We start from the raw sequence: 21,484 nt of genomic DNA on the forward strand, positions 1-21,484 counted from the left end.
ACGCGTTCCATGTCAAGAGGAAAATGAAAAATTTTTTAAATTTTTTTCGAGCATATATAAAGTTGATGTGGACTTGCTTGATAACAGCATCTCCTAGGCTTAATTGAAGATTTTATCAAACAAGTTTTTCATTTCTTGAAAAGCTGGCTGTCCCTTGGTAAATAGGTGTTAAACAGAAAGATAGGCTTGTCTTCCAGATAATACAACGGGTGGTAAATAGTAAGAAATAGACAAAAACAGAGTTAAGAGAGAACAATAAAAAGAGGTCACCCCTCTTTTTATGATTTTTTCCAAAATGTAGATTTGGTCAGCCAGATAAAGACTAGAAGCTCTACGAGAAGAATAAACTCAACTAGAAGCGGATTTGCAATCCATCCCACTTGAGATAAGGCTGGAGCTAAGTCAAACAAGGCATGTAATCCATAGGCAACAAAGAGATAGAGCCATTTCTTTTGGCTAACACTTTGGTAAACCCAGATGGAAAGACCGATTTGGAGAACTAGAGCCAATACACGCTCAACTCCTAGTAAATAAACCTGCCATACAGAAAGAGACTGAACCATTTCGAGTGTCGTCTTTGGAAGGAGATTGGCTACATCAGTATTTGAAGACTGGATGAATGAAAAGAGGATCAACAAACCGATCAAGCTTCCCATCCCAAGATAGAGCAACTCCAAACCTCCATGTCCCAAGCCATAAGCCAAAGCATCTCGATCTTCTAGCTTTCTCTTTTTCTCCAACCATTTAAAAAAGATAAGACGAGCCGTCTCTTCAAAAAGGGCTGCCATAGCGATCCCATAAAGGACGTATAAGAAAGGCTGCTCCTGCATAAGCGGAATGGTTCCATCTTTTTGCGGATGGAGTATCAGAAGGTGAACCATCTTCTCTAACACTTGAGAAGAAACAAAAAATGCGATTGCCCCCAAGCCCATCACTGCAAGAGAGATTTTAAACCGTTTTTTGGCATACCAAGTCCCACTTACTAGAATGAGAACCAAAGCGATCATGGTAAGGATAATATGTACTGTCATCTTTTTCTCCTATTCTGACTTATCAATATCTTTCTTCATCTCGTCAACGTTAAATTTGGCAAATAAATACTGGCGATCTTGGACTGGAAAACGTTGGTCCAACTGGTCGACTGCCCCAACCTCGATCATTCCTTCTTTGATAACAAAGTCCATCACATGCCCACCAAAGGTCAAGTCATCTGAGATAAAATGCAAATGGTAGCCTGCAACACTCACTCCATGGAAAATCTCCGGTGTCCAAAATCCAACAATGGTTCCCGATACATTTTCACGGCTATATTCAGGTTGGTGAGTCGCGACATCAGCAAACTTGGTATCAGGTGTGGATTTAGGAATCATCCGCACGTGCATTTGTGAAAATTCGCCATGAATCTTGATGGAACGAAAAAGATTTTCCCCATCATAGTAGGACTCAATTCGCTTTTCCAATTCCTTGTCCGTCATCTCAAAGCGCTGACGAAAAATCACTTCTGCCTGATGAGGGACCACTGCTGCATAGGGAATAAGAGCATCCGCTGCCACTTCAACGATTTCAGGCGTTTGACCAGACCCCTTGGCTTGATAAGCCTTGCCATCAAGGACAATCAACTCCCCATCAATCGAATCAAGGGTTCCCAAACCAAGGTCACCATGTTCCAGCAATTCTCCCACTGTCATGGTTCCACCATAGAGACCTGCCATTAGGGCACCTAAAGTATTGTATTGAAATAATTTAACCGGTTCCTGCACTTTTCTATCCATTCTCTTTCTTATCTTCTTTTCAATGAATCATTATACTTTCTAAGTATACCACATTTGCTCCTAGTTGTGAAAGGGGGAATGCTTTTCCCATTGCAAAGGAGGCAAAAAAAAGGTACAATGTAACAAAATCAACGGAGGTCTGGAATGAAGAAAGAAAGTAAATACCAAGTAGTCGTTTCCTTTCTAAAAAAGGGGATCGAATCAGGAAAATTTCCAACAGGTAGCCGGCTTCCCTCCATCCGTCAATTGAGCCAAGACTTCCACTGTAGCAAGGACACTATCCAACGAGCCCTGCTGGAATTACGCCATGAACAATACCTATATGCCAAACCCCAAAGTGGCTACTATGTTCTAGAACAAGGACAGCACCAAGACTTGGAAATCGAAGTCACTGACGAACATGCCAGTGCCTATGACGACTTCCGACTCTGCGTCAACGAAACCCTGATAGGCCGAGAAAACTACCTCTTCAACTACTATGACAACCAAGAAGGCCTTGAGGAACTAAGACAATCTGTCCATCAACTTCTTTTCAACCAAGCTCTCTACTGTAAACCCGATCAACTGGTTCTAACATCTGGTACCCAGCAAGCTCTCTTTATCCTTTCTCAGATTGACTTTCCGAGCAAGGGAGCGGAGATTTTGGTCGAACAACCGACCTACCACCGGATGAATCGCCTCTTGGTCGCTCAGGGGCTAGCATACCAGACCATTGAACGCCGAATTGATGGCATCAACCTTGACGAACTAGAAGAACAGTTCAAATCTAGGAAGATCAAGTTTTTCTACACTATTCCTCGCTTCCACTATCCCCTAGGTCATTCCTATTCTGATCAGGAAAAAAGGGCTATTCTGGATCTAGCAAACCAGTATGGTGTTTACATCGTAGAGGATGATTATCTAGGTGACTTAGACTCTAAAAAGGGACAAACCTTCCACTATCTGGATACTGAGGATCGGGTCATTTATATCAAGTCCTTCTCAACCAGTCTCTTTCCAGCCCTTCGTATTACCGCTCTCATTCTTCCAAATGCCCTAAAAGAGGCCTTTGTTTCCTACAAAAATATCTTGGACTATGACAGCAATCTCATCATGCAAAAGGCTCTTTCTCTTTACATCGATAGCCAGTTATTTGAAAAAAATCGACTGGCTCGATTGAGCCTTCAAGAGAACTATCAGGCTCAGATTAAGGAGCTACTTGAAAAAAACACCTGTCCCTTACCCCACTATCCTCTACACGATGGTCTTTTGCTTGATTTGAGACACTATCCTAAGATTGCCAGTTTGAAACACAGCTCACTCAAATTAGACTTTTTTGAGAAGGCTTATTTGGATGCCTGTCCTTATCAGTTCGCCAAAGTCACTCTTGAAAATCTAGAAGAGCTATTAGAATACATAAAAGCAGAATTGGATTAAAGTCCAACTCTGCTTTTTCTTATTGCTCAACTTCTGTTAGTTTCGCTGCCTTTTCAAGATAGTTTTGATAGGTTCCGTCGTCTTTCAGTTTTTGGATAACCTTATCGACTACTGCTTTCAAGTCTGATTGATTCTTCTTAATAGCAACGGCATTGGCTTCGCCATCTTTCATTGTCAAGTTAACAGATGCAACGACAAGATCTGAGTTTTTACCTGCGTAGCTAAGAGCAACTGGTTCATCCATATGAACAGCATCCACTTTTCCAGCCTGCAATTCATTGACGGCTTCACCCATATTGGCCAAGGATGTCAACTGGGCATTTGGCAATTGTTCCTTGACCATGGTTTCTGGCACAGTTCCCTTTTGAGCTGCGATATTGGCACTTGCGAGGCTTGTAAGATCCTTGTATTTGTCTAAATCGGCTTTTCTAACCAAGAAACTCATTTTGTTTTCATAGTAAGGGATTGAAAAGTCAAAGACTTCCTTTCTCTCATCTGTAGCACTAATTCCTGCAATGGCCAAGTCAGCCTTTCCAGTTTGAAGACTGGTCAAGACATTGTCAAAACTCATGCTAGAGATTTCAAGTTTAACCCCAAGCTCATCCGCAATCGCTTGAGCCATATCAATATCTGCCCCAACCACTTGGTTTTTACCATCTACCAAGGCTTGGAATTCAAACGGTGCATAGTCTGGACTGGTCGCAACGACTAGCTTCCCTTTTTGTTTAATAGCGTCCACAGCAGACTGGGAACTATCTGTTCCTGACTGGCAAGCTACCAAAACCATGCTGGCAAGCATGCTACAAACAACTAATATCCATTTCTTAAATTTCATAAATAAACGACCTTTCTGTTATTTCTGAATAATTATAACTCATTTGAAAATACTTGTCAACGTTTTTCTTGCATTTTCATAAAATATCGTTACAAAAAATAGAAATTCAGAGATTAGTTTATCTATCTATTGGGAACTTATTTTCAAAAAAATCATTTATCATATCTTGATGTTGCTGGTTTACAATCGCAATATTTTGTATGTCTATATGGTCAAAAAATCCTAATTCTAAAGTTTCATCACTTGAAAAAAAATTTGTAGAAATAGAATTTTCAGATGAAACTAAATACAAAATTGTAAGCACTTGAGCCTCATCACCATTCGGATAACTATCTGAATATTTAGTATAAACATTTAAGAGTTTTTCCGCTCTCACTTCGATTCCCGTTTCTTCATAAAACTCTCGCACTAAAGCTTCTAAAGCCGATTCACCTAATTCAATAGCACCACCTGGTAATCCCCACGTTCCTTTATCTGCTCGTTTTTGTAATAAAATTTTTCCTGATTGATTTAATATCCCACAGGTGAAATTTAAAATAATTTTATCTTTCCCAACTTTTTTTCTTATATTCTGTATGTAGTCCATTACTCACCTCTGATAAAAAAATCATCAATACAACGAAAGCTTACTATTAAAAAGTAAGCTTTCACAATCATTTTATCATTTGAATACTTTATAATTCAACAATCTTACCTGTTTCAAAGTAAACAACCCATTCACAGATATTTTTTGCGTAGTCTCCGATACGTTCCAAGAAAGAAATGACCTGGAAGTAATCACGGCCTGTAACGATAGCTTCAGGATTTTTCCTAATTTCTTCTGTAGCCAAATCACGGATGCTATCAAAGTAATGGTTGATTTTTTCATCCATCGCCGCTACTTCGTAGGCTTGATCCACAGAACCGTTGAGATAGAGATCTAGAGCTGCTTCAACGAAGTTTTTCACGTCGCGTCCCATCTTTTTGATTTCTTCTTCAACAGAAGGGATACGTTGCTCCCCCTTCATACGAATGGTCGCCTCAGCGATAGACACTGCATGATCTCCCATGCGTTCCACGTCTGACACTGCCTTGAGAACGGTCAAGACGGTACGAAGGTCTTGAGAAACAGGTTGTTGGAGGGCGATCATTTCAAATGATTTCTTTTCCAACTTCACTTCATATTCATTTACTTCTGCATCGTCTTCGATGACTTCTTTTGCCAAATCACGGTCATGCGTAACAAAGGCACGCACTGTACGATTGATCTGCGAGAGCACTTCTTGTCCCATAGCATAGAACTGGTTGTGCAATTTCTCTAAATCTTCTTCAAATTGAGATCGTAACATCATTCAACTCCTTATCCAAATTTTCCTGTAATATAATCTTCTGTTTCCTTGTTTTGTGGGTCTAGGAACATCTTCTTAGTGTCGTTAAACTCGATCAAATCCCCATCTAGGAAGAATCCTGTTTTATCAGAGATACGTGAGGCTTGTTGCATCGAACGCGTTACCAAGAGCATGGTGTATTTATCCTTCAGACCATACAAGGTTTCCTCAATCTTACCTGCAGAAATAGGATCCAAAGCTGAAGTTGGTTCATCTAAGAGGATAATTTTCGGACTGGTTGCTAAGACACGGGCAACACAAACACGTTGTTGTTGTCCACCAGAGAGACCAATGGCTGAATCATGCAAACGATCCTTTACTTCATCCCAGATAGAAGCACGTTGCAAGGCCGTTTCTACTGCTTCATCCAAAACATGTTTATCCTTAACCCCATTGATACGCAGCCCATAGACAACATTTTCGTAGATAGACATAGGGAAAGGATTAGGCTGTTGAAAGACCATACCGATTTCCTTACGCAATTCAACCGTATCGGTGCGAGGACTGTAGATATTGTGACCATTATAGACTACTGATCCCGTTGTTGTCACTTCAGGATTTAGATCGCCCATGCGGTTGATAGCTTTGAGCAGGGTAGACTTTCCTGATCCAGAAGGACCAATCAAGGCTGTTATTTCCTTAGGTTGGAAAGAAAGGGAAACACTATTCAAGGCCTTCTTTTTATTGTAATAAACGGACAGGTCTGACACCTGTAAAATCGCTTCTGACATACCGTTTCCTTTCTAACCAAAGTGTCCCGTTACATAGTCATTGGTTGACTGTAACTTGGCATTTTGGAAAATATTGGATGTCTTATCATACTCAATCAAATCACCCAAGTAGAAAAATCCAGTGTAGTCACTTGCACGCGCAGCCTGTTGCATACTGTGGGTAACGATGATGATGGTAAAGTCCTTCTTCAATTCCAACATGGTTTCTTCCAGTTGGGCTGTCGCAATCGGATCCAAGGCTGACGCCGGTTCATCCATCAAGAGGATATCTGGCTTGACAGAAATGGCGCGAGCGATACAGAGACGTTGTTGCTGACCACCAGAAAGCATCAAGGCTGATTTGTGGAGGTCGTCTTTGACCTGGTCCCAAAGGGCAGCCTGTCTTAAAGAGGTTTCTACAATTTCATCAAGTACTTTCTTGTCCTTAACACCTGCACGTTCATGAGCAAAAGTGATGTTGCGATAGATAGACTTGGCAAATGGATTTGGACGTTGGAAGACCATTCCGATATGCTTGCGCATCTCATAGACATTGATTTCTGGACGGTTGACGTCAATCCCTCGGTAGAGGATTTGACCTGTGACCTTGGCAATATCAATGGTATCATTCATCCGATTGAGACTGCGAAGATAAGTAGATTTCCCTGATCCAGAAGGGCCAATCAAGGCTGTAATTTTATTTTTTTCAAATTGCATATCGATGCCCTTGATGGATTCATTTTTACCATAGTAAACATGTAAATCCTTAGTAGAGAGGGCCACTTTTTCTTCAGGGAAGGTGATGATATGCTTTTCATCCCAGTTATATTTTGACATGGCTTCTCCTTTAGGCAGCGGTTAATTTCTTGTGTAAATAGCTTCCGAGTTTGCGAGCTCCAAAGTTAAAAATCAAGATAAAGATGAGGAGCACGGCGGCAGAACCAGCAGATACAATGGTAGCATCAGGAATGGTTCCTTCACTGTTGACCTTCCAGATGTGGACAGCCAAGGTTTCTGCTTGTCGGAAGATTGAGATAGGGCTGGTAACACTGAGGATATTCCAGTTAGACCAGTCAAGGGCTGGAGCGGATTGTCCTGCCGTATAGATAAGAGCGGCGGCCTCACCAAAGATACGGCCAGATGCCAAGACAACACCCGTTACGATACCTGGAAGGGCTTCTGGAATGACGACATGGACCACAGTCTCCCAACGAGAAATTCCAAGGGCCAGACCAGCCTCACGTTGTGTATGGTGAACGTGTTTTAAACTGTCTTCAACATTTCGAGTCATCTGAGGGAGGTTAAAGACCGTCAAGGCCAAGGCACCTGAAATGATTGAAAATCCATACTCAAACTGGACTACAAAGATCAAGTAACCAAAGAGACCCACAACGACTGATGGTAGAGAAGACAAAATCTCAATACAGGTACGAATAAAATTGGTCACAGGTCCTTTTTTGGCATACTCAGCGAGGAAAACGCCAGCTCCCATAGACAGCGGAACAGAAATGATCAAGGTAATGACCAAAAGGAAGAAGGAATTGTAGAGCTGAATCCCGATACCCCCACCTGCTTGATAAGAGGAAGATTTCCCTGTCAAGAAGGACCAAGAGATATGCGGTAACCCTCTCACCAAGATATAGAGAATCAAGGATGCCAAGATGGCAACGATGATACCCGCGATGGTATAGAGGACAGCTGTTGCAAGTTTATCTAATTTCTTAGCGTGCATAGTTTTTCTTTCCTCTTTCTTTCGTAATCAATTTAATCACACTGTTGAAGGCTAAACTCATCAAGAGCAAGACTAGGGCCAGTGACCAGAGAACGTTATTATCAACCGTTCCCATGACGGTATTTCCGATACCCATAGTCAATACAGATGTCAAGGTCGCAGCTGGTGTTGTTAGCGAGGTTGGGATAACTGCTGAGTTTCCGACAACCATCTGAATAGCAAGAGCTTCACCAAAAGCACGCGCCATCCCAAAGACCACTGCAGTGAAAATACCTGAACGTGCTGCTTTCAAGGTCACACGCCAGATGGTTTGCCAACGAGTGGCTCCCATAGCTAAACTGGCTTCACGGTAATGACGAGGAACAGCACGCAAGCTGTCTGTTGTCATAAAGGTTACAGTTGGTAGGATCATGACAAAGAGAACGAAAATCCCTGACAAGATCCCAAAACCAGTTCCACCAAAGATGCTACGAACAAAAGGCACCACAACTTGCAAACCGATAAATCCATAGACGACTGAAGGAATACCGACGAGAAGTTCAATGGCTGGTTGCAAAATCTTTGCACCCTTTGGTGAGACTTCTGTCATAAAGACTGCAGCTCCGATAGCGAAGGGTGTTGCGATGAGGGCTGATAAAATCGTCACAATAAAGGAACCCAAAATCATTGGAAGGGCACCAAATTGTTTCCCTGAAGGATTCCAAGTTTGTCCAAAGAGGAAATCAAAGATGTTGACCCCATTGACAAAGAAGGTCGATAAGCCTTTTTGAGCTACAAAAATCAAAATCATGGCCACAATGATAACAATCAAAGAAAGGCAAGTGAAGGTCAAACCTTTACCAAACTTCTCAAGGCGAGAGTTCTTTGAAGGAGATAGTAATTTTTTTGATAATTCTTCTTGATTCATTATTGACCTCCTTCTACTGCTGTAACGGTACCTGAAGCATCCTTTTGGACTTTCATTTCATTGATAGAGATATAGCCCATGCCCTTAACAATTCCATTTTGGGCTTCATCTGAGAGGACGAAATTCAGGAATTCAGCAGCTAACTCATTTGGCTGACCAAGTGTGTACATATGTTCATAAGACCACAAAGGCCAGTTGTTGGTCGTTACATTCTCAGATGTAGGTTCATACCCATTCAGTTTCATGCTTTTCACGGAGTCATCTACATAGGCAAAAGCCAGGTAAGAAATGGCTCCAGGGGTTTGGGATACAATGGACTTGACCATCCCGTTAGAATCCTGTTCTTGACTCTGCATTGCCGCTTGGCCATTCATAACCACCGTATCAAACGTCGCTCGTGAACCAGAACTTGCTGCTCGGTTGATGATTGAAATGGCCAGATCTTTGCCCCCAAATTCTTTCCAGTTGGTCACTTCACCTGTAAAGATTTTGCGAAGTTGCTCGGTTGTGAGATTTTCAACATCCACTTCCTTGTTTACAATCACTGCAAGACCAGCCACTGCAACCTTGTGGTCTACTAGAGCTGAAGCATCGATTCCTTCTTTTTCCTCTGCAAAGACGTCAGAGTTCCCGATGTCAACTGCTCCAGACTGGACTTGTGATAATCCTGTACCCGATCCACCACCTTGAACATTAACTGTTTTTCCGATGTTTCTAGAACCAAATTCATCTGCTGCCGCTTCGACAAGAGGCTGAAGAGCAGTCGAACCAACGGCTGTCATGGATTCTCCACGATCAATCCAGCTAGCACATCCTGCTAGAGAACCTGCCATTAAAAGAGCTGCAAGAGACATGACGAGCTTTTTTCTTTTTTTCACTGTTATTCTCCTTGAACATAATGATAAATGTTCTGATTTCTTCCGTTTGTCCTGATCATCCAATTATCATCAATGATTGTCCCGCTTTATTTTATCTAGTCATTCTTAGGAGCGGACAATTCCATCGTATAATATAAGTAATAATGAAAGACTATCAGAAAAAACTCATACTTCCACTATAACATAGAATAGGCTCTTTGACTAGCTTTTTCACCTGAATCTGAGTCCTTTTGGATAATAATTTTTCAAAACATTTCCCGTTACCTTGGCAAAGCCTAATCCGTTTCCTTGAACCAGAACTTGGTACCAACCATTTGGTCGAGCTTCAGACAATTGAACAGTCTCACCAGCCACATATTTTACAAAGTCCTTATCATTGATTTCGACACTTTGTTTTACTTGGCTTGGTTTCAAGGCTAATCCCAGAGCAAAGCTTGGTTCGAAGCGTTTCTTCTTAAAAGTACCCAGATGGAGCCCATTTCGGGCAATTTTGAGTTTCCCTAGATTAGGTAGCATCTCTGGCAAGAGATAGAGCTGGTCTCCAAAAGTTTGCAAGATACCAGCTAGATTGACCCGTAAGTGTTTTTGGGCAAATTCTTGCCACAAAGCCAGTTGCTCCCGACTGAGATTGCTCTTGCTAGCCTTGAATTTAGGTGCTGGATTTTGTCCCTTAAACTGCAGGTGGGCAACAAACTGGCCTTCTCCCTTAAAATGATGAGGATACATCCGAGCCGTTTCAGGAAGGTCAATTCCTGCTACCATACCGTTCACATGCTCAACTGGAAGCAATTCAAATTCATAAGTATCCAGCAACCAGTGGACGATTTCTTCATTTTCCTCAGGTGCCCAAGTACAGGTCGAATAGACTAAACGGCCGCCTTCTGCAAGCATGGTCACTGCATCTTCTAAAATTTCTCTTTGGAGACTAGCACATTGGCTAGGATAATCGGTACTCCAATAATCCATGGCCTCTGGCTGCTTACGAAACATCCCTTCACCCGAGCAAGGTGCATCAAGGATAATCACATCAAAGTAACCTTTAAAAACCTTGGCCAAGCGGTCAGCAGATTCATTGGTCACGACAACGTTTGTCGCTCCAAATCGCTCCATATTTTCCACTAAAATTTTAGCACGCTTGCTTGAAATTTCGTTGGAGACAAGGACTCCTTGATTAGCCAGATAAGCTGCTAGTTGAGTGGATTTTCCACCTGGAGCCGCCGCCAAGTCCAAGACCTTCATGCCAGGAATTGGTTGAGCCACCTGGGCTACCATTTGGGCTGCAGGCTCTTGCGAATACACGAGACCGGTCGCGTGCTCTGGTGACTTTCCAGAAACCTTACCATAATGTCCCCAAAGTGTATTTGGAATAGCATCTGCAAACGATAACTGACTTTCTTTTAAGGGATTGACCCGAAAAGCCGAAACTGCTTCTTGTTTAAAAGAGGCAAGAAAGTCTCTTGCCTCTTCTTCTAGTATCGCTTCATATTTTTCAACAAATCCTTCTGGAAATTGCATTTAGTTCTCTTTCCTTTCGTAGATATAAGACTGAATCTCTTCTTGCATCTCGATTGGCACCATCATGACCGGCTGGCGTGTTTGAAAATCAACAGGCTCACCAGAAACCGTAATCAGACGATAACCCAGACTTTCCCCTAAGATACTGGCCGCAGCGTAATCCCATGGCTGCAGGTAGGTAATGTAAGTCAGAAGTCGACCCGATAAAACCTTGGCAAAACTAATGGCCGCACTGCCGTAAACACGGACTCCCAACGCTGCTCGACCCAAATCAGCCAAGCCACACTCATTGCTTTCAAACATACCTGAGTTACCGGCAACTAAAAATTCTTGAAGAGGTTTCTTTTTAAAAGGCGGTAAGGGATCATTATTGCGACAAGGAGGAAAGGCGCCACCACCATGGTAACAATCACCTTTCATGACATCATAGATGACACCAAATTTGCCAACACCATTCTCAAAATAAGCCAACATCACGGCAAAATCTTCCTGCTGGGCGATAAAGTTATTGGTACCGTCAATGGGATCAATCACCCAAACGGAACCTTGACCGACTGCAGCACGTAAACAACCCTCTTCCGCGCAAATCAAGTCTTCTGGATAAGATGCTAAAATTCTACCAACCAAGAGATCCTGAACTTCCTTATCCAAACGCGTCACCAAGTCGGTAGGTGAAGATTTTCGCTCAACCTGCAAATCTTCTTTCATGTGAGCCAAAATATAGGCAGCAGCTTCCTGCACAATCTGTTTGGCAAATTCAAATTTAGTTTCCAAGAGAAATCTTCCCTTCTCTTTTTTCTTTTGCTAATTGAACTGCATGATAGCAGGAATAACCGCTAGCCGTCTCAAATTCGCGACCTAAGCGCTTTTCTTCGCTTTTGCTTGGAACCACAGACTTAAATTTCTTGTAAGATTCTAGCAGTTTTTTTGCTTCAACCTTATCTTCATAAGCAGCTTCAACATCATTAAAAAAAGAAAGCACTGAAGCAAGTTCTTCAGTGCTCCACGACAAATCTAGTGGGTAACTATACTGTTTGTTCATCTATCCAATACCAGCTCTCAATGTTGCTTCTTTCAATTCTTGTTTACGGTAACTACGAGGGAGAAAAGCACGAATCTCATCTTCATTAAAACCGATCTGCATGCGTTTGGTATCTATAATAATTGGGCGACGCAAAAGACTAGGATATTGCTCAATCAACTGAAGCAACTCCGATACCGAGATACTCTCTACATCAATATCCAATTTTTGAAAAATTTTTGAACGAGTTGAAATGATGTCATCAGTACCATTTTCGGTCAAGGAAAGAATATGTTGTAATTCTTTTCTTGTTAAAGGACTAGTCATAATATTATGCTCTTGAAAGGGCACTTTATGCGTCTCTAACCAAGCCTTTGCCTTACGACATGATGTACAACTCGGTGATAAAAATAGTGTAATCATGCTTTTCTCTTCTTTTATCTATACTTGCTATTTCTATTATACAAAAAAATAAAGCGCTTGACTAGGTATTTTTAGAAAAAAAGCCTATTTTTTCATAGAAAATAGACTGTTTTCTGCAAAAATCTCCTGCTTTGCAAGTTTATCTTTAGGATAACCTAACAATAAATAGGGAGTAGAGCAACTTCTCTCGTTTTTTATTAAAAATACAGAATTTTTTCCACTATTTCCTTGAAGCTTTAGCAAGAAGGAAACCAAACATTCCTTCATACAAAGCAAAGAAAAGTAAAAAGGCATGGAGAAAGAAAGTCTCTGGCAAAATCCAAATAACGGGATCCTTTGCTGGATCAAAAAGCCAGGTATCATCTCCCACAAAGAGAATCTGATGGAAAAGAGTAAAGAATTGCTCAAACCCAATCAACACTCCCAGAACCCCAATGATAAGGGGCAATAGTACTAGAGTTAAAATACTTTTACGATATAAGGGGAGAAAACCCTTTTTTACAATCTTTTTAACAAAGAAATAGAAACTTGGAAGTGTCACTAGGGCAACTAGCTGAACTAGATGAAAGAGATTCTTCACCACCGCAAAGTGGTGTAGACCTGCAGCTGATGAACGAAAATCTGACATCTCTAAGACCTGACTAAAGGGATTAGTCAGGTAATTCATCAAGATATGAAAATTGTACTGAATGGTTTCTGGCTTTAGATAGACTCGATCCGCTAAGTTCAGCCACTCAATTTCCAAAGGATAGAAAATCCATGCCAGATAAATAGTCAGTAGGATAGAAATGGAAAGGAGAAAGAGCATACTTCCCCAAAAAGTCAGTTTAGTTCTCATCAAAATTCCACTCCGCAAGGCTAGACACCACATGAGTTGGTGCGATTGGCAGGTCCGCTACTTCTTCTGCCTTGGTAAAACCTGTCGTCACCAAGAGCGTTGGAATACCATTGTCAATCCCTGCTCGGATATCTGTCAAGTAGTTATCCCCGACCATGAGCAATTCTTCTCTTTTCAAATCCAAGTGCTCAACTGCCTTATCCATAATGATAGCATTTGGTTTTCCGATATAAACTGGTTTTACGCGTGTTGCTACTTCAAGAAGTGTAATTAGTGAACCAGCACCAGGCAAGAGACCACGTTCCGTCGGGATATTGAGGTCAGGGTTGGTTCCGATAAAGTGAGCCCCCTTTTGAATGGCTAGAGTTGCTGTGGCAAATTTTTCATAGTCAACTTGCCAGTCCAGTCCAACGACCACATAGGCTGGATTTTCCTTGTCTTCGACATAACCAGCCGCCTCAATAGCATCCTTGAGCCCAGCTTCTCCGATGACATAGACTGTCTTTTCCAGTCCCAAGTCGTTCATATAGTCGATGGTTGCCAAAGTCGCTGTATAGACAGTTGATAGAGGCGTATTAATGTTAAAATTCTGAGCCAACATCTCTTGAACACTCTCTGGAGTTCGGGTTGTATTGTTGGTTACAAAGAGATAAGGAATTTCACGCTTTTGCAGTTCATGCACAAAAGCCTCTCCTGCCGGGATTCTGTCTTTCCCCTTGTAAATGGTTCCGTCTAAATCAATTAAATAACCTTTATAAGCCATATCGTCCTTTCTAATTGCCTTCAATTTCTTGCCAAGTAATCATAGCTTGGGCATTGATCTCCCCATCACTGATAATCTCATGCTTGCTTTCTAGTCCCTTGAGTTCATAAGCTGAAGCAATCATGCCACCTGGTCGCACTTCTTTGACATATTTGAGATTGATTTTCTTTGGAATATACTTGGTCAAAAAGTCTGCTCCCATGACCTCAAAAATCCAATCCAGGTATTTGCTGTTATTAACATGACCATTCATATCCAAATCGTAAAAACGAACATGGTAGTCTTTACTGATTGGATCTTCTAGATTTGCATACTTTGGCCCGCGGATGAGTTTTTTATCAAATTCAGACTGGTAAGGCGCAACAATCTCAGGTTCGACAGCATGAACTTTCCGACTGTCCCTGTCCATAAGAACAAAGGTTGCTACCATGCGAATGATTTCTTTACCTGCTTCATCATAGATAGTGAAACGGCGGTAGCAAAAAAGACGATTGTAAGTCAATGCTTCTGTTTCAATCGTAATCTCTTCAGCAAAGCGAGGCAAGCGAACCACGTCAATCGCATAGTCTGTAATAATCCAGACCAGATTGTAACGATCTAACACATCCTTGTCGCTAACTCCCAGTTCAATCGACTGCATACCGGATACTTGCAAGGACAGCAAAATCACATCTGGAAGTTTGATATGACCGTTCATGTCCGCCATATCAAAAGGAATTTTCATTTTCATTTGATAAGTTAAGCCCATTGTTCTACTCCAAAATAAATCGTTCTGCTACAGTGTCTCCCAAGAAGAGACCCCTCTTTGTCATTCGGATACGATCACCGTCGATCTGCATGAGTCCTTGTTGAACCAAGTCTCTGATGATCTCGCCATAAAGTCCATCAAAGGACCGTCCAAATTTTTCCTCAAATCGCGCCATAGAAACACCTGATTTCTTGCGGAGGCCTAGGAACATTTCTTCTTCCATCTGCTCCCTTTGACTCAGGTGTTCTTCTGTAATCCGAGCATTTCCTGCCTCTACCGCAGTGAGATAGTGGCGGATAGGACCGTGGTTTTTATAACGCACCCCGTCCACATAACCCGAAGCACCTGCACCGATACCATAATACTCGGCATTGTCCCAGTACATGAGATTGTGGCGACTTTCAAATCCGGGTTTAGAGAAATTGGAAATCTCATAATGCTCAAAACCAGCTCGCTCCAGTTCTGCGATAATGTACTCAAACATCTCCGCTTCTAACTCTTCCTTGGGTAGGGGCAACTTCCCTCGTCGCATGCGGTTCATAAAGACCGTATGATTTTCCAAAATCAAGCTATAAAGGCTCATATGAGGAATATCAAGCGAGATAGCCTTAGCCACATTGTCCTTGACCTGATCCATAGTTTGACCGGGTAGAGCATAAATCAAGTCGATGGAGATATTGTCAAAACCAGCCAATTTAAGACGGTCGATATTTTCATAAATATCCTTCTCCAAATGACTGCGCCCAATCTTTTTCAGCATTTTGTCATCAAAAGTCTGCACACCTAAAGAAACACGATTGACTGGCGACCGTTTCAAAACCGCAATCTTATCTGTATCCAAGTCTCCTGGATTGGCCTCAATGGTCAACTCTTCCAAGACAGACAAGTCTAGATTTTTAGTCAGGCCATCCAAGAGCACTTCTAATTGCGAAGCGGACAAAGCCGTTGGCGTCCCACCTCCAATGTAGAGAGTTCGTAACTTTTGGATATCATAAAAACGAAACTCCTCTAGCAGATGCTCCAGGTAACTATCTACTGGTTGATTCTTGATAAAAACTTTTGAAAAGTCACAATAATAACAAATCTGTGTGCAAAAGGGAATATGCACGTAGGCGGACGTTGGTTTTTTCTGCATAGTACTTATTATACCATAAAGACAGGCTTGCAGATAAAAATCACCATCTCCAAAAACCAGAGATGGTGATACCTTATACTTCAGTAATATCGATGATGATTTCTTCTTGGTCTTCAGCGACGTCTGGAGTTTCTGACTGCTCCTGCCACTGCTCCTTGAGGTTGTTAAAGGTTTCCTTTGACGCTTCTGTCGCTTGTCGAGCACAGTTTTTAGCTTGGCCAAGGACACTATCAAAAGTGATTTCACCAGATTCTACTTGTTCCTTTGTTTTCAGCACAAAGTCCGTTGCCTGTTCCTTCACTTCTGTTAGTTTCTCACAAACCTGCTCTCTAGCATATTCTGGATCTTCTCTCAAATCATCTAGAAAATCCTGAGCTTGACTACAAACTTGCTTGCCCTTGTCACTCGTCAAAAACAAAGCAAGAGCAGCACCTGAAACTGTTCCTAAAAGGATAGAGGATAGTTTTCCCATAAGATTTCTCCTTTTTTATTTTTTGAAAAATTTACTTGCAACACGAAGTGCGGACAAGCCTGCACCTGTTTTGATGGTCTTCGAACCAGCAGATGAAGCCTTTTTACCTAAAACACGTGCATGTTGGTTGAGATCAGATACCGACTCTGACAAGTCAGCCACAGCTGTAAAAAGTGGATCAATCGTCGCAACTTTGATATTGATATCGTCTGCTAACACATTGACCTTGACCAACAATTCATTAGTATGATGTAAGGTAACGTTCACATCTGAGCTCAAGGTTTTGATGGTTTTCTCTGTCTCATCAATCATACGACCTGCTTTTTGAATCGTGATTGTCAAATAGACTAAACAGACAATCAAAGCAATCGCAACAAGTATATATGCAACTTCTAACATTTATTTTTCCTCCTCTGTATGATAGAAAGGGGCTTTCTTTCGATTTTGATAAAGTATGATAAAAATACCGAGTCCGATAAGGACAACTGATAACCATTGGGAAACTCGCAGACCAAAGAACATGAGACTATCCGTCCGCATGCCTTCGATGATCATACGACCAAAGCCATACCAAATCAAGTAGAATGCCGTGATCTGACCACGTCTGATTCCTTTTAATTTTCGTCTAAAAATCAGAATCAAAGCAAATCCAATCAGATTCCAAACCGACTCATATAAGAAGGTCGGCTGACGGTAGCTACCATCAATGTACATCTGGTCACGAATGAAGCCTGGCAAATAATCCAGATTATCTACTGCTGCACCGTAGGCTTCTTGATTAAAGAAGTTCCCCAGCGCCCTAAACTCTGGGCAACCATGACGCTCGGTGCTGCAATATCTAAGAAATCCCAAGTATTAATCAGCTTTCTATCTGCAAAGATATAAAGGACAATAGCGCCCGCTATCAATCCTCCGTAAATGGCCAAACCACCATTCCAAATAGCAATGATTTCACCTGGATTTTGCAGATAATAATCTAAGCGAAAGAGTACGTAGTATAGTCTAGCACCTAAAATAGCTACCGGAAAAGCAATCAGAATAAAATCCAAAATATCATCTGATAGAATTTTCTTTTTAGGAGCTTCTTTCATGGCAAGATAAACTGCCAGAACCAAACCAGCTACAATACACAAAGCATACCAACGAATAGCAAAGGGACCAATTTCAAATGCGACTGGATTAATCATGTTTCACCTCATTTTGAGCGATTAGATTTGTCAAGCGTTCTTCAAATAAACGTGTCGCATCAAAGCCCATTTCCTTAGCACGGTAGTTCATGGCAGCCGCTTCAATAACAACAGAAATATTGCGTCCTGTTTTTACCGGAATGCGGATACGCGGAATGGCTACACCAGAAATTTCGATTTCTTCAGCATTATTTCCTAAGCGATCAAAGGTCTTATGCGTATCGTAGTTTTCCAAATAAACTGCTAGTTGAACTTGTGAAGAATCTTTTACAGCACTTGCACCATAAAGACTCATGATATCGATAATCCCAACTCCACGAATCTCAAGTAAATGTTTCAAGATTTCAGCAGGTTCACCCCAAAGAGTCATTTCATCTTTAGAATAAATATCTACACGATCGTCTGCTACCAGACGGTGTCCACGTTTCACAAGCTCAAGACCTGTCTCGCTCTTACCTATACCACTATCCCCTTGGATCAAGACACCCATGCCATAGATATCCATCAAGACACCATGCACACTGGTACGTTTAGCCAAACGGGAATCAAGGTAGCTAGAAAGTTCTCCAGATAAACGACTGGTTGCTGTTCGACTGGTTAAAATCGCAATCTTACATTCTCTAGCAGCCCTCAACATTTCCTCTGGCACTACCAAACCACGAGCAACGATAACCGCAGGTGTTTCAGGTAGAAACATTTTCTTCAAAACTTGATAACGGTTCTGGGCAGGCATGGCAACTAAATAGGACCACTCCTTCATCCCTAACAGCTGAATCCGTTCTGGTGTATAGTAATCAAAATAGCCCGTCATTTCAAGACCAGGTCTCATAATGTCTGCAGTATTGATTTCTTTTTCAAGTAATTCGCCTTCACCATAGACAATATCTAGTCTGAGTTTTTCAATGACATCTCTTACTAAAACCGACATAATTTCCTCCTTCAATCGAGTTCTCCCTACTATTATATCAGATTGTAGGTGGAAGTTTCCTTTTTTTGCAGGATTTACAGTATTTATTTGATGTAGCTTGGGAAAAGATTTGACTAGGAAGTCTTTTCGTACTCCTTCAAATTAATCGAGACAAATCTACTGCAAATTGGTCAACATCTATCACCAAGTCCCTTCCAGATTTTTCTAAGTAAATCCTTGGAAGACCTTTTGTTAACATTCTGTTTGCATCAGCCATATCTTGAGGATAGGTATAGCACTGTTGACCTTGTGGAAACTGATTTTGGACTTGCCATTCTTCAAACTCCTTCAAAAAAGTCTTATGAGATGGCATGCTGACTTCTTCAAACAAGGAATGGTCAAACAATCGTACCAATCGATATAGACCATGAATCTCATCCGCAAAGCACTTATCAATTTTTTCATAGGGGAAGCCTCGTCTCTGATAAGCTTGGCATAAACTTTGTAAGGACTCACTTAATGAAACTGCATCTTTTTTTGCCAAGTTTATAAAATACCGAACAGAAAATTCTTCCATACCAGTTCGTTTTTTCTTCCCTAAAAACTGTTGTGCACGCAAGAGCGACTCGGATAATCTTTCTTCATCTTGATAATAAAGAGCGTATAAAAGATTCATCACATTTTCTGGATAATAGGTTCCTTTCAACAAGGGTAAATCTTTGGGGATGAATGATGGAATGACTGAAAAATCGTTACAAGCAAAAGAGGTAAACAAGCCTTTCAAAATCCCATCTGTGTAAATGGTTCCACTTGCCAACAAACCGCCTCTCAGCAACTCGGTTCTTCCTGTTTGCCATAGAGCGTTGTTTAACTGCTTATAATCCCCATCTAAAAACGCAGCATAATAAGCAAAATATTGAATATCATCTAGCAATAAGCTACTGTACAATTTTACTCTTAAAACCTTGTCAGACAATACTTTTGAATCGGTCAAATACTTTTCAAAAATTCTTTGGTTTGACTCTTCAAATTCCTTCCAATCTATCGGATCAGCATAATAACCCCAATCTTCCAAGTGATTATCACGCATCTTTTGATATTCTTTTATATACTCTTTCATAAGAATTTGTTCCTCTAAATACTATGTAAAAAAAGACTAGACAAGTCTAGCCTTTCATTTCAAATTAGAATTTTTTACGTTTACGAGCTGCTTCTGATTTACGTTTACGTTTTACAGAAGGTTTTTCATAGAATTCACGTTTGCGTGTTTCTTGAAGAGTACCAGCTTTAGTAACCGCACGTTTGAAACGACGAAGTGCATCGTCAAGAGATTCATTCTTACGTACTACTGTTTTAGACATTTTTTTCACTCCCTTCAAGTTCAAGATCTATTCCATTTTACATGCAAAATGAATAAATGTCAAGAGGAAACTAAGTTTTTTATTCTTCATAATGATTAATAATATAGTTCACCATCTCCTCCATCTCTGCTTCAGATAAAGGCAATTCCCAGTTTGTTGTTTCCATTTTAAGAAAAGCATCACTGACTTTTGATTTATTATCTGGTAACAAAATTATGTCATCTTTTCCAAACATAATACCTATTCGATCGTATAAGACATGAAGACTCTTTTTCTTATTTGGATCAATATCAAAAGACTGTAAAGAGATTAGTACATCATTCCCTTTATATGACAAATCAATATACATGTGATTTGATAAATCATACGGTTTAGATAAAGTACCTCCTGATGAGTAATTTGGTTTTCCACTTCCTCCACTTGTCTGTACAAATGATATATCCTCACCTTTATTCAACTCATTTTTATTTATATCTGTTTTTTTAAAAAATATTAAGTTTCCATGATTATTTTTCTTATTTAAGAGGAAGTCTATTATCTTCTTTTTCTCTTCTAGCCTAACGTTCTTATACGCTTCTTTTACTTTTAGAAATTCTTCTTTATTCATGTGGTCCCCTAACGTAATGTTGAAGTTTTATATGTCTAAAACCACTCACTCCAAAGAGCAAGTGGTTCTTGTAATTTTTATTTTTCAAGCAGGCTGAGCGCTTCTGCATCAGCGATAATAGTCACATCAGGGTGGTTTTGTAGACTGCTTGCTGGGAGATTCTCAGTCACTGGGCCTGATACTGTTCCAGCAATGGCTTCTGCTTTCGACTCACCGTAAGCAAAGAGAATAATTGACTTGGCATCCAAGATGTTTTTAATTCCCATTGAAATGGCTTGAGTTGGGACGTCTTCAATCTTGTCAAAGAAACGTGCATTGGCTTCGATGGTAGATTGATCAAGTTCTACTAGATGCGTTTGGCTATCAAATGGAGTTCCTGGCTCGTTAAAGCCGATATGTCCATTGCGACCAATTCCCAAGATTTGCAAATCAACTGGATGGTCAGCCAAAATTTGATTATATCGTTCTACTTCTTCTTCAGCATTGTCCTTAACACCACGTGGCAAGAAGCTTTCTTTAAATGGTTTTTGGTTAAACAAGTTTTCCTGCATGAAGTAACGGTAAGATTGTGGATTGTCCCCATCAAGCCCTACATACTCATCAAGATTCACACTGGTTAGATTTGAAAAATCAAGGTCACTCTCAACAATTTCCTTGTAAAATTCAAGTGGGCTGCTTCCTGTTGCAAGTCCTAATGTTTGAGCACCATTGGACAATTTTTCCTTCAAAATCTCAAAAGCTACTTTTCCACCTTCGACTTGATTCTCAACTTTTATAACTTTCATTTTATATCCTCCATATTTCTATATTTATTATATGGTATAGACCAATTTTTGTCAAGTGAAAACGATTTAATTTCTAAAAAAAGAGCGTCCAAACTTGAAACATGT

General features: G+C 40.8%; 26 protein-coding genes and 1 pseudogene. 1 reads left to right on the forward strand and 26 read right to left on the reverse strand.

Translation table 11 applies throughout. The features are described 5' to 3' along the window. Positions 1 to 278: 278 nt before the first annotated feature. Together BWR56_RS06285 and budA are read right to left on the reverse strand one after the other, a co-directional pair. On the reverse strand, positions 279 to 1,031 hold the full coding sequence (locus BWR56_RS06285; protein WP_049505527.1) for a YhfC family intramembrane metalloprotease: 753 nt from the start codon (positions 1,029 to 1,031) through the stop codon (positions 279 to 281). Positions 1,032 to 1,040: 9 nt separating this feature from the next. Next, entirely contained in the window at positions 1,041 to 1,772 is a 732-nt protein-coding gene (budA, locus tag BWR56_RS06290; RefSeq protein WP_000375405.1) for an acetolactate decarboxylase, read from the reverse strand. A gap of 144 nt (positions 1,773 to 1,916) precedes the next feature. Here budA and BWR56_RS06295 point away from each other — a divergent pair, with 144 nt between their 5' ends. Then, positions 1,917 to 3,188 carry an aminotransferase-like domain-containing protein gene (locus BWR56_RS06295; RefSeq protein ID WP_049505528.1) on the forward strand — a complete coding sequence of 424 codons (1,272 nt, stop codon included), beginning with the start codon at positions 1,917 to 1,919 and terminating at the stop codon, positions 3,186 to 3,188. A 19-nt stretch (positions 3,189 to 3,207) separates the two neighbouring features. On the opposite strand, the gene BWR56_RS06300 is transcribed toward BWR56_RS06295, so the two are convergent. The 24 genes and pseudogenes from BWR56_RS06300 to BWR56_RS06420 form a co-directional block, all read right to left on the reverse strand. Continuing rightward, a complete protein-coding gene (locus BWR56_RS06300) occupies positions 3,208 to 4,023 on the reverse strand; it encodes an ABC transporter substrate-binding protein (RefSeq protein WP_049505529.1) in 816 nt (271 codons plus the stop codon). Between the two features lie 118 nt (positions 4,024 to 4,141). Next, positions 4,142 to 4,609: an NUDIX hydrolase gene (locus BWR56_RS06305; RefSeq protein ID WP_049505530.1), complete on the reverse strand. Its 468-nt coding sequence runs from the start codon at positions 4,607 to 4,609 to the stop codon at positions 4,142 to 4,144. 88 nt (positions 4,610 to 4,697) lie between these two features. Beyond that, complete coding sequence (gene phoU / locus BWR56_RS06310; RefSeq protein ID WP_000946469.1) at positions 4,698 to 5,351, reverse strand: phosphate signaling complex protein PhoU; 654 nt, start codon at positions 5,349 to 5,351, stop codon at positions 4,698 to 4,700. Positions 5,352 to 5,362: 11 nt separating this feature from the next. Further along, complete coding sequence (gene pstB / locus BWR56_RS06315) at positions 5,363 to 6,121, reverse strand: phosphate ABC transporter ATP-binding protein PstB (protein ID WP_049505531.1); 759 nt, start codon at positions 6,119 to 6,121, stop codon at positions 5,363 to 5,365. Positions 6,122 to 6,133: 12 nt separating this feature from the next. After that, entirely contained in the window at positions 6,134 to 6,937 is an 804-nt protein-coding gene (gene pstB / locus BWR56_RS06320; protein ID WP_000049851.1) for a phosphate ABC transporter ATP-binding protein PstB, read from the reverse strand. Between the two features lie 10 nt (positions 6,938 to 6,947). Next, positions 6,948 to 7,832: a phosphate ABC transporter permease PstA gene (pstA, locus tag BWR56_RS06325; RefSeq protein ID WP_000543050.1), complete on the reverse strand. Its 885-nt coding sequence runs from the start codon at positions 7,830 to 7,832 to the stop codon at positions 6,948 to 6,950. Next, positions 7,822 to 8,739, reverse strand: a complete 918-nt coding sequence (gene pstC, locus BWR56_RS06330) for a phosphate ABC transporter permease subunit PstC (protein ID WP_001070950.1) — start codon at positions 8,737 to 8,739, stop codon at positions 7,822 to 7,824. Before pstC ends, pstA begins: the two co-directional genes overlap by 11 nt. Next, positions 8,739 to 9,617, reverse strand: coding sequence for a phosphate ABC transporter substrate-binding protein PstS (locus BWR56_RS06335; RefSeq protein ID WP_049505532.1), 879 nt, complete (start codon positions 9,615 to 9,617; stop codon positions 8,739 to 8,741). Before BWR56_RS06335 ends, pstC begins: the two co-directional genes overlap by 1 nt. Positions 9,618 to 9,827: 210 nt before the next feature. Beyond that, positions 9,828 to 11,132, reverse strand: coding sequence for an RsmF rRNA methyltransferase first C-terminal domain-containing protein (locus BWR56_RS06340; RefSeq protein ID WP_049505533.1), 1,305 nt, complete (start codon positions 11,130 to 11,132; stop codon positions 9,828 to 9,830). Beyond that, complete coding sequence (locus tag BWR56_RS06345) at positions 11,133 to 11,906, reverse strand: inositol monophosphatase family protein (protein WP_049505534.1); 774 nt, start codon at positions 11,904 to 11,906, stop codon at positions 11,133 to 11,135. Further along, positions 11,896 to 12,174: a UPF0223 family protein gene (locus BWR56_RS06350; protein WP_049505535.1), complete on the reverse strand. Its 279-nt coding sequence runs from the start codon at positions 12,172 to 12,174 to the stop codon at positions 11,896 to 11,898. The genes BWR56_RS06345 and BWR56_RS06350 overlap by 11 nt, the downstream gene beginning before the upstream one ends. Then, positions 12,175 to 12,576, reverse strand: coding sequence for a Spx/MgsR family RNA polymerase-binding regulatory protein (locus BWR56_RS06355; protein ID WP_000631261.1), 402 nt, complete (start codon positions 12,574 to 12,576; stop codon positions 12,175 to 12,177). 220 nt (positions 12,577 to 12,796) lie between these two features. Then, a complete protein-coding gene (locus BWR56_RS06365; RefSeq protein WP_049505536.1) occupies positions 12,797 to 13,414 on the reverse strand; it encodes a TIGR01906 family membrane protein in 618 nt (205 codons plus the stop codon). Then, entirely contained in the window at positions 13,404 to 14,177 is a 774-nt protein-coding gene (locus tag BWR56_RS06370) for a TIGR01457 family HAD-type hydrolase (RefSeq protein ID WP_049479148.1), read from the reverse strand. The genes BWR56_RS06365 and BWR56_RS06370 overlap by 11 nt, the downstream gene beginning before the upstream one ends. Positions 14,178 to 14,187: 10 nt before the next feature. Then, positions 14,188 to 14,925, reverse strand: a complete 738-nt coding sequence (locus BWR56_RS06375; RefSeq protein ID WP_049505538.1) for an acyl-[acyl-carrier-protein] thioesterase — start codon at positions 14,923 to 14,925, stop codon at positions 14,188 to 14,190. Positions 14,926 to 14,929: 4 nt separating this feature from the next. Next, positions 14,930 to 16,060 (reverse strand): radical SAM family heme chaperone HemW, encoded by a 1,131-nt coding sequence (gene hemW, locus BWR56_RS06380; protein ID WP_049505539.1) that lies wholly within the window; start codon positions 16,058 to 16,060, stop codon positions 14,930 to 14,932. A gap of 73 nt (positions 16,061 to 16,133) precedes the next feature. Next, on the reverse strand, positions 16,134 to 16,532 hold the full coding sequence (locus BWR56_RS06385) for a YtxH domain-containing protein (RefSeq protein WP_049505540.1): 399 nt from the start codon (positions 16,530 to 16,532) through the stop codon (positions 16,134 to 16,136). A 15-nt stretch (positions 16,533 to 16,547) separates the two neighbouring features. Beyond that, entirely contained in the window at positions 16,548 to 16,931 is a 384-nt protein-coding gene (locus BWR56_RS06390; protein WP_049505541.1) for a DUF948 domain-containing protein, read from the reverse strand. Next, positions 16,932 to 17,719, reverse strand: a pseudogene (gene lgt, locus BWR56_RS06395) (prolipoprotein diacylglyceryl transferase). Continuing rightward, complete coding sequence (gene hprK / locus BWR56_RS06400) at positions 17,712 to 18,647, reverse strand: HPr(Ser) kinase/phosphatase (protein ID WP_049505543.1); 936 nt, start codon at positions 18,645 to 18,647, stop codon at positions 17,712 to 17,714. Before hprK ends, lgt begins: the two are co-directional and overlap by 8 nt. Before the next feature lie 136 nt (positions 18,648 to 18,783). After that, entirely contained in the window at positions 18,784 to 19,746 is a 963-nt protein-coding gene (locus BWR56_RS06405; RefSeq protein ID WP_049505544.1) for a hypothetical protein, read from the reverse strand. Between the two features lie 64 nt (positions 19,747 to 19,810). Further along, complete coding sequence (rpsU, locus tag BWR56_RS06410) at positions 19,811 to 19,987, reverse strand: 30S ribosomal protein S21 (RefSeq protein WP_000048054.1); 177 nt, start codon at positions 19,985 to 19,987, stop codon at positions 19,811 to 19,813. Positions 19,988 to 20,066: 79 nt separating this feature from the next. Beyond that, complete coding sequence (locus tag BWR56_RS06415) at positions 20,067 to 20,594, reverse strand: hypothetical protein (protein ID WP_049505545.1); 528 nt, start codon at positions 20,592 to 20,594, stop codon at positions 20,067 to 20,069. 77 nt (positions 20,595 to 20,671) lie between these two features. After that, positions 20,672 to 21,379 carry a glucosamine-6-phosphate deaminase gene (locus BWR56_RS06420; RefSeq protein WP_076984676.1) on the reverse strand — a complete coding sequence of 236 codons (708 nt, stop codon included), beginning with the start codon at positions 21,377 to 21,379 and terminating at the stop codon, positions 20,672 to 20,674. Positions 21,380 to 21,484 lie beyond the last annotated feature (105 nt).

This window comes from Streptococcus oralis, from assembly GCF_001983955.1.
Taxonomy (GTDB): domain Bacteria; phylum Bacillota; class Bacilli; order Lactobacillales; family Streptococcaceae; genus Streptococcus; species Streptococcus jiangnanensis.

Excerpts from the sequence above, each read along its gene's own strand:
- BWR56_RS06285 (WP_049505527.1), bottom strand. The coding sequence starts at position 1,031 with ATGACAGTACATATTATCCTTACCATGATCGCTTTGGTTCTCATTCTA.
- budA (WP_000375405.1), bottom strand. The coding sequence starts at position 1,772 with ATGGATAGAAAAGTGCAGGAACCGGTTAAATTATTTCAATACAATACT.
- BWR56_RS06295 (WP_049505528.1), top strand. The coding sequence starts at position 1,917 with ATGAAGAAAGAAAGTAAATACCAAGTAGTCGTTTCCTTTCTAAAAAAG.
- BWR56_RS06300 (WP_049505529.1), bottom strand. The coding sequence starts at position 4,023 with ATGAAATTTAAGAAATGGATATTAGTTGTTTGTAGCATGCTTGCCAGC.
- BWR56_RS06305 (WP_049505530.1), bottom strand. The coding sequence starts at position 4,609 with ATGGACTACATACAGAATATAAGAAAAAAAGTTGGGAAAGATAAAATT.
- phoU (WP_000946469.1), bottom strand. The coding sequence starts at position 5,351 with ATGTTACGATCTCAATTTGAAGAAGATTTAGAGAAATTGCACAACCAG.
- pstB (WP_049505531.1), bottom strand. The coding sequence starts at position 6,121 with ATGTCAGAAGCGATTTTACAGGTGTCAGACCTGTCCGTTTATTACAAT.
- pstB (WP_000049851.1), bottom strand. The coding sequence starts at position 6,937 with ATGTCAAAATATAACTGGGATGAAAAGCATATCATCACCTTCCCTGAA.
- pstA (WP_000543050.1), bottom strand. The coding sequence starts at position 7,832 with ATGCACGCTAAGAAATTAGATAAACTTGCAACAGCTGTCCTCTATACC.
- pstC (WP_001070950.1), bottom strand. The coding sequence starts at position 8,739 with ATGAATCAAGAAGAATTATCAAAAAAATTACTATCTCCTTCAAAGAAC.
- BWR56_RS06340 (WP_049505533.1), bottom strand. The coding sequence starts at position 11,132 with ATGCAATTTCCAGAAGGATTTGTTGAAAAATATGAAGCGATACTAGAA.
- BWR56_RS06350 (WP_049505535.1), bottom strand. The coding sequence starts at position 12,174 with ATGAACAAACAGTATAGTTACCCACTAGATTTGTCGTGGAGCACTGAA.
- BWR56_RS06355 (WP_000631261.1), bottom strand. The coding sequence starts at position 12,576 with ATGATTACACTATTTTTATCACCGAGTTGTACATCATGTCGTAAGGCA.
- BWR56_RS06365 (WP_049505536.1), bottom strand. The coding sequence starts at position 13,414 with ATGAGAACTAAACTGACTTTTTGGGGAAGTATGCTCTTTCTCCTTTCC.
- BWR56_RS06370 (WP_049479148.1), bottom strand. The coding sequence starts at position 14,177 with ATGGCTTATAAAGGTTATTTAATTGATTTAGACGGAACCATTTACAAG.
- BWR56_RS06375 (WP_049505538.1), bottom strand. The coding sequence starts at position 14,925 with ATGGGCTTAACTTATCAAATGAAAATGAAAATTCCTTTTGATATGGCG.
- hemW (WP_049505539.1), bottom strand. The coding sequence starts at position 16,060 with ATGCAGAAAAAACCAACGTCCGCCTACGTGCATATTCCCTTTTGCACA.
- BWR56_RS06385 (WP_049505540.1), bottom strand. The coding sequence starts at position 16,532 with ATGGGAAAACTATCCTCTATCCTTTTAGGAACAGTTTCAGGTGCTGCT.
- BWR56_RS06390 (WP_049505541.1), bottom strand. The coding sequence starts at position 16,931 with ATGTTAGAAGTTGCATATATACTTGTTGCGATTGCTTTGATTGTCTGT.
- hprK (WP_049505543.1), bottom strand. The coding sequence starts at position 18,647 with ATGTCGGTTTTAGTAAGAGATGTCATTGAAAAACTCAGACTAGATATT.
- BWR56_RS06405 (WP_049505544.1), bottom strand. The coding sequence starts at position 19,746 with ATGAAAGAGTATATAAAAGAATATCAAAAGATGCGTGATAATCACTTG.
- rpsU (WP_000048054.1), bottom strand. The coding sequence starts at position 19,987 with ATGTCTAAAACAGTAGTACGTAAGAATGAATCTCTTGACGATGCACTT.
- BWR56_RS06415 (WP_049505545.1), bottom strand. The coding sequence starts at position 20,594 with ATGAATAAAGAAGAATTTCTAAAAGTAAAAGAAGCGTATAAGAACGTT.
- BWR56_RS06420 (WP_076984676.1), bottom strand. The coding sequence starts at position 21,379 with ATGAAAGTTATAAAAGTTGAGAATCAAGTCGAAGGTGGAAAAGTAGCT.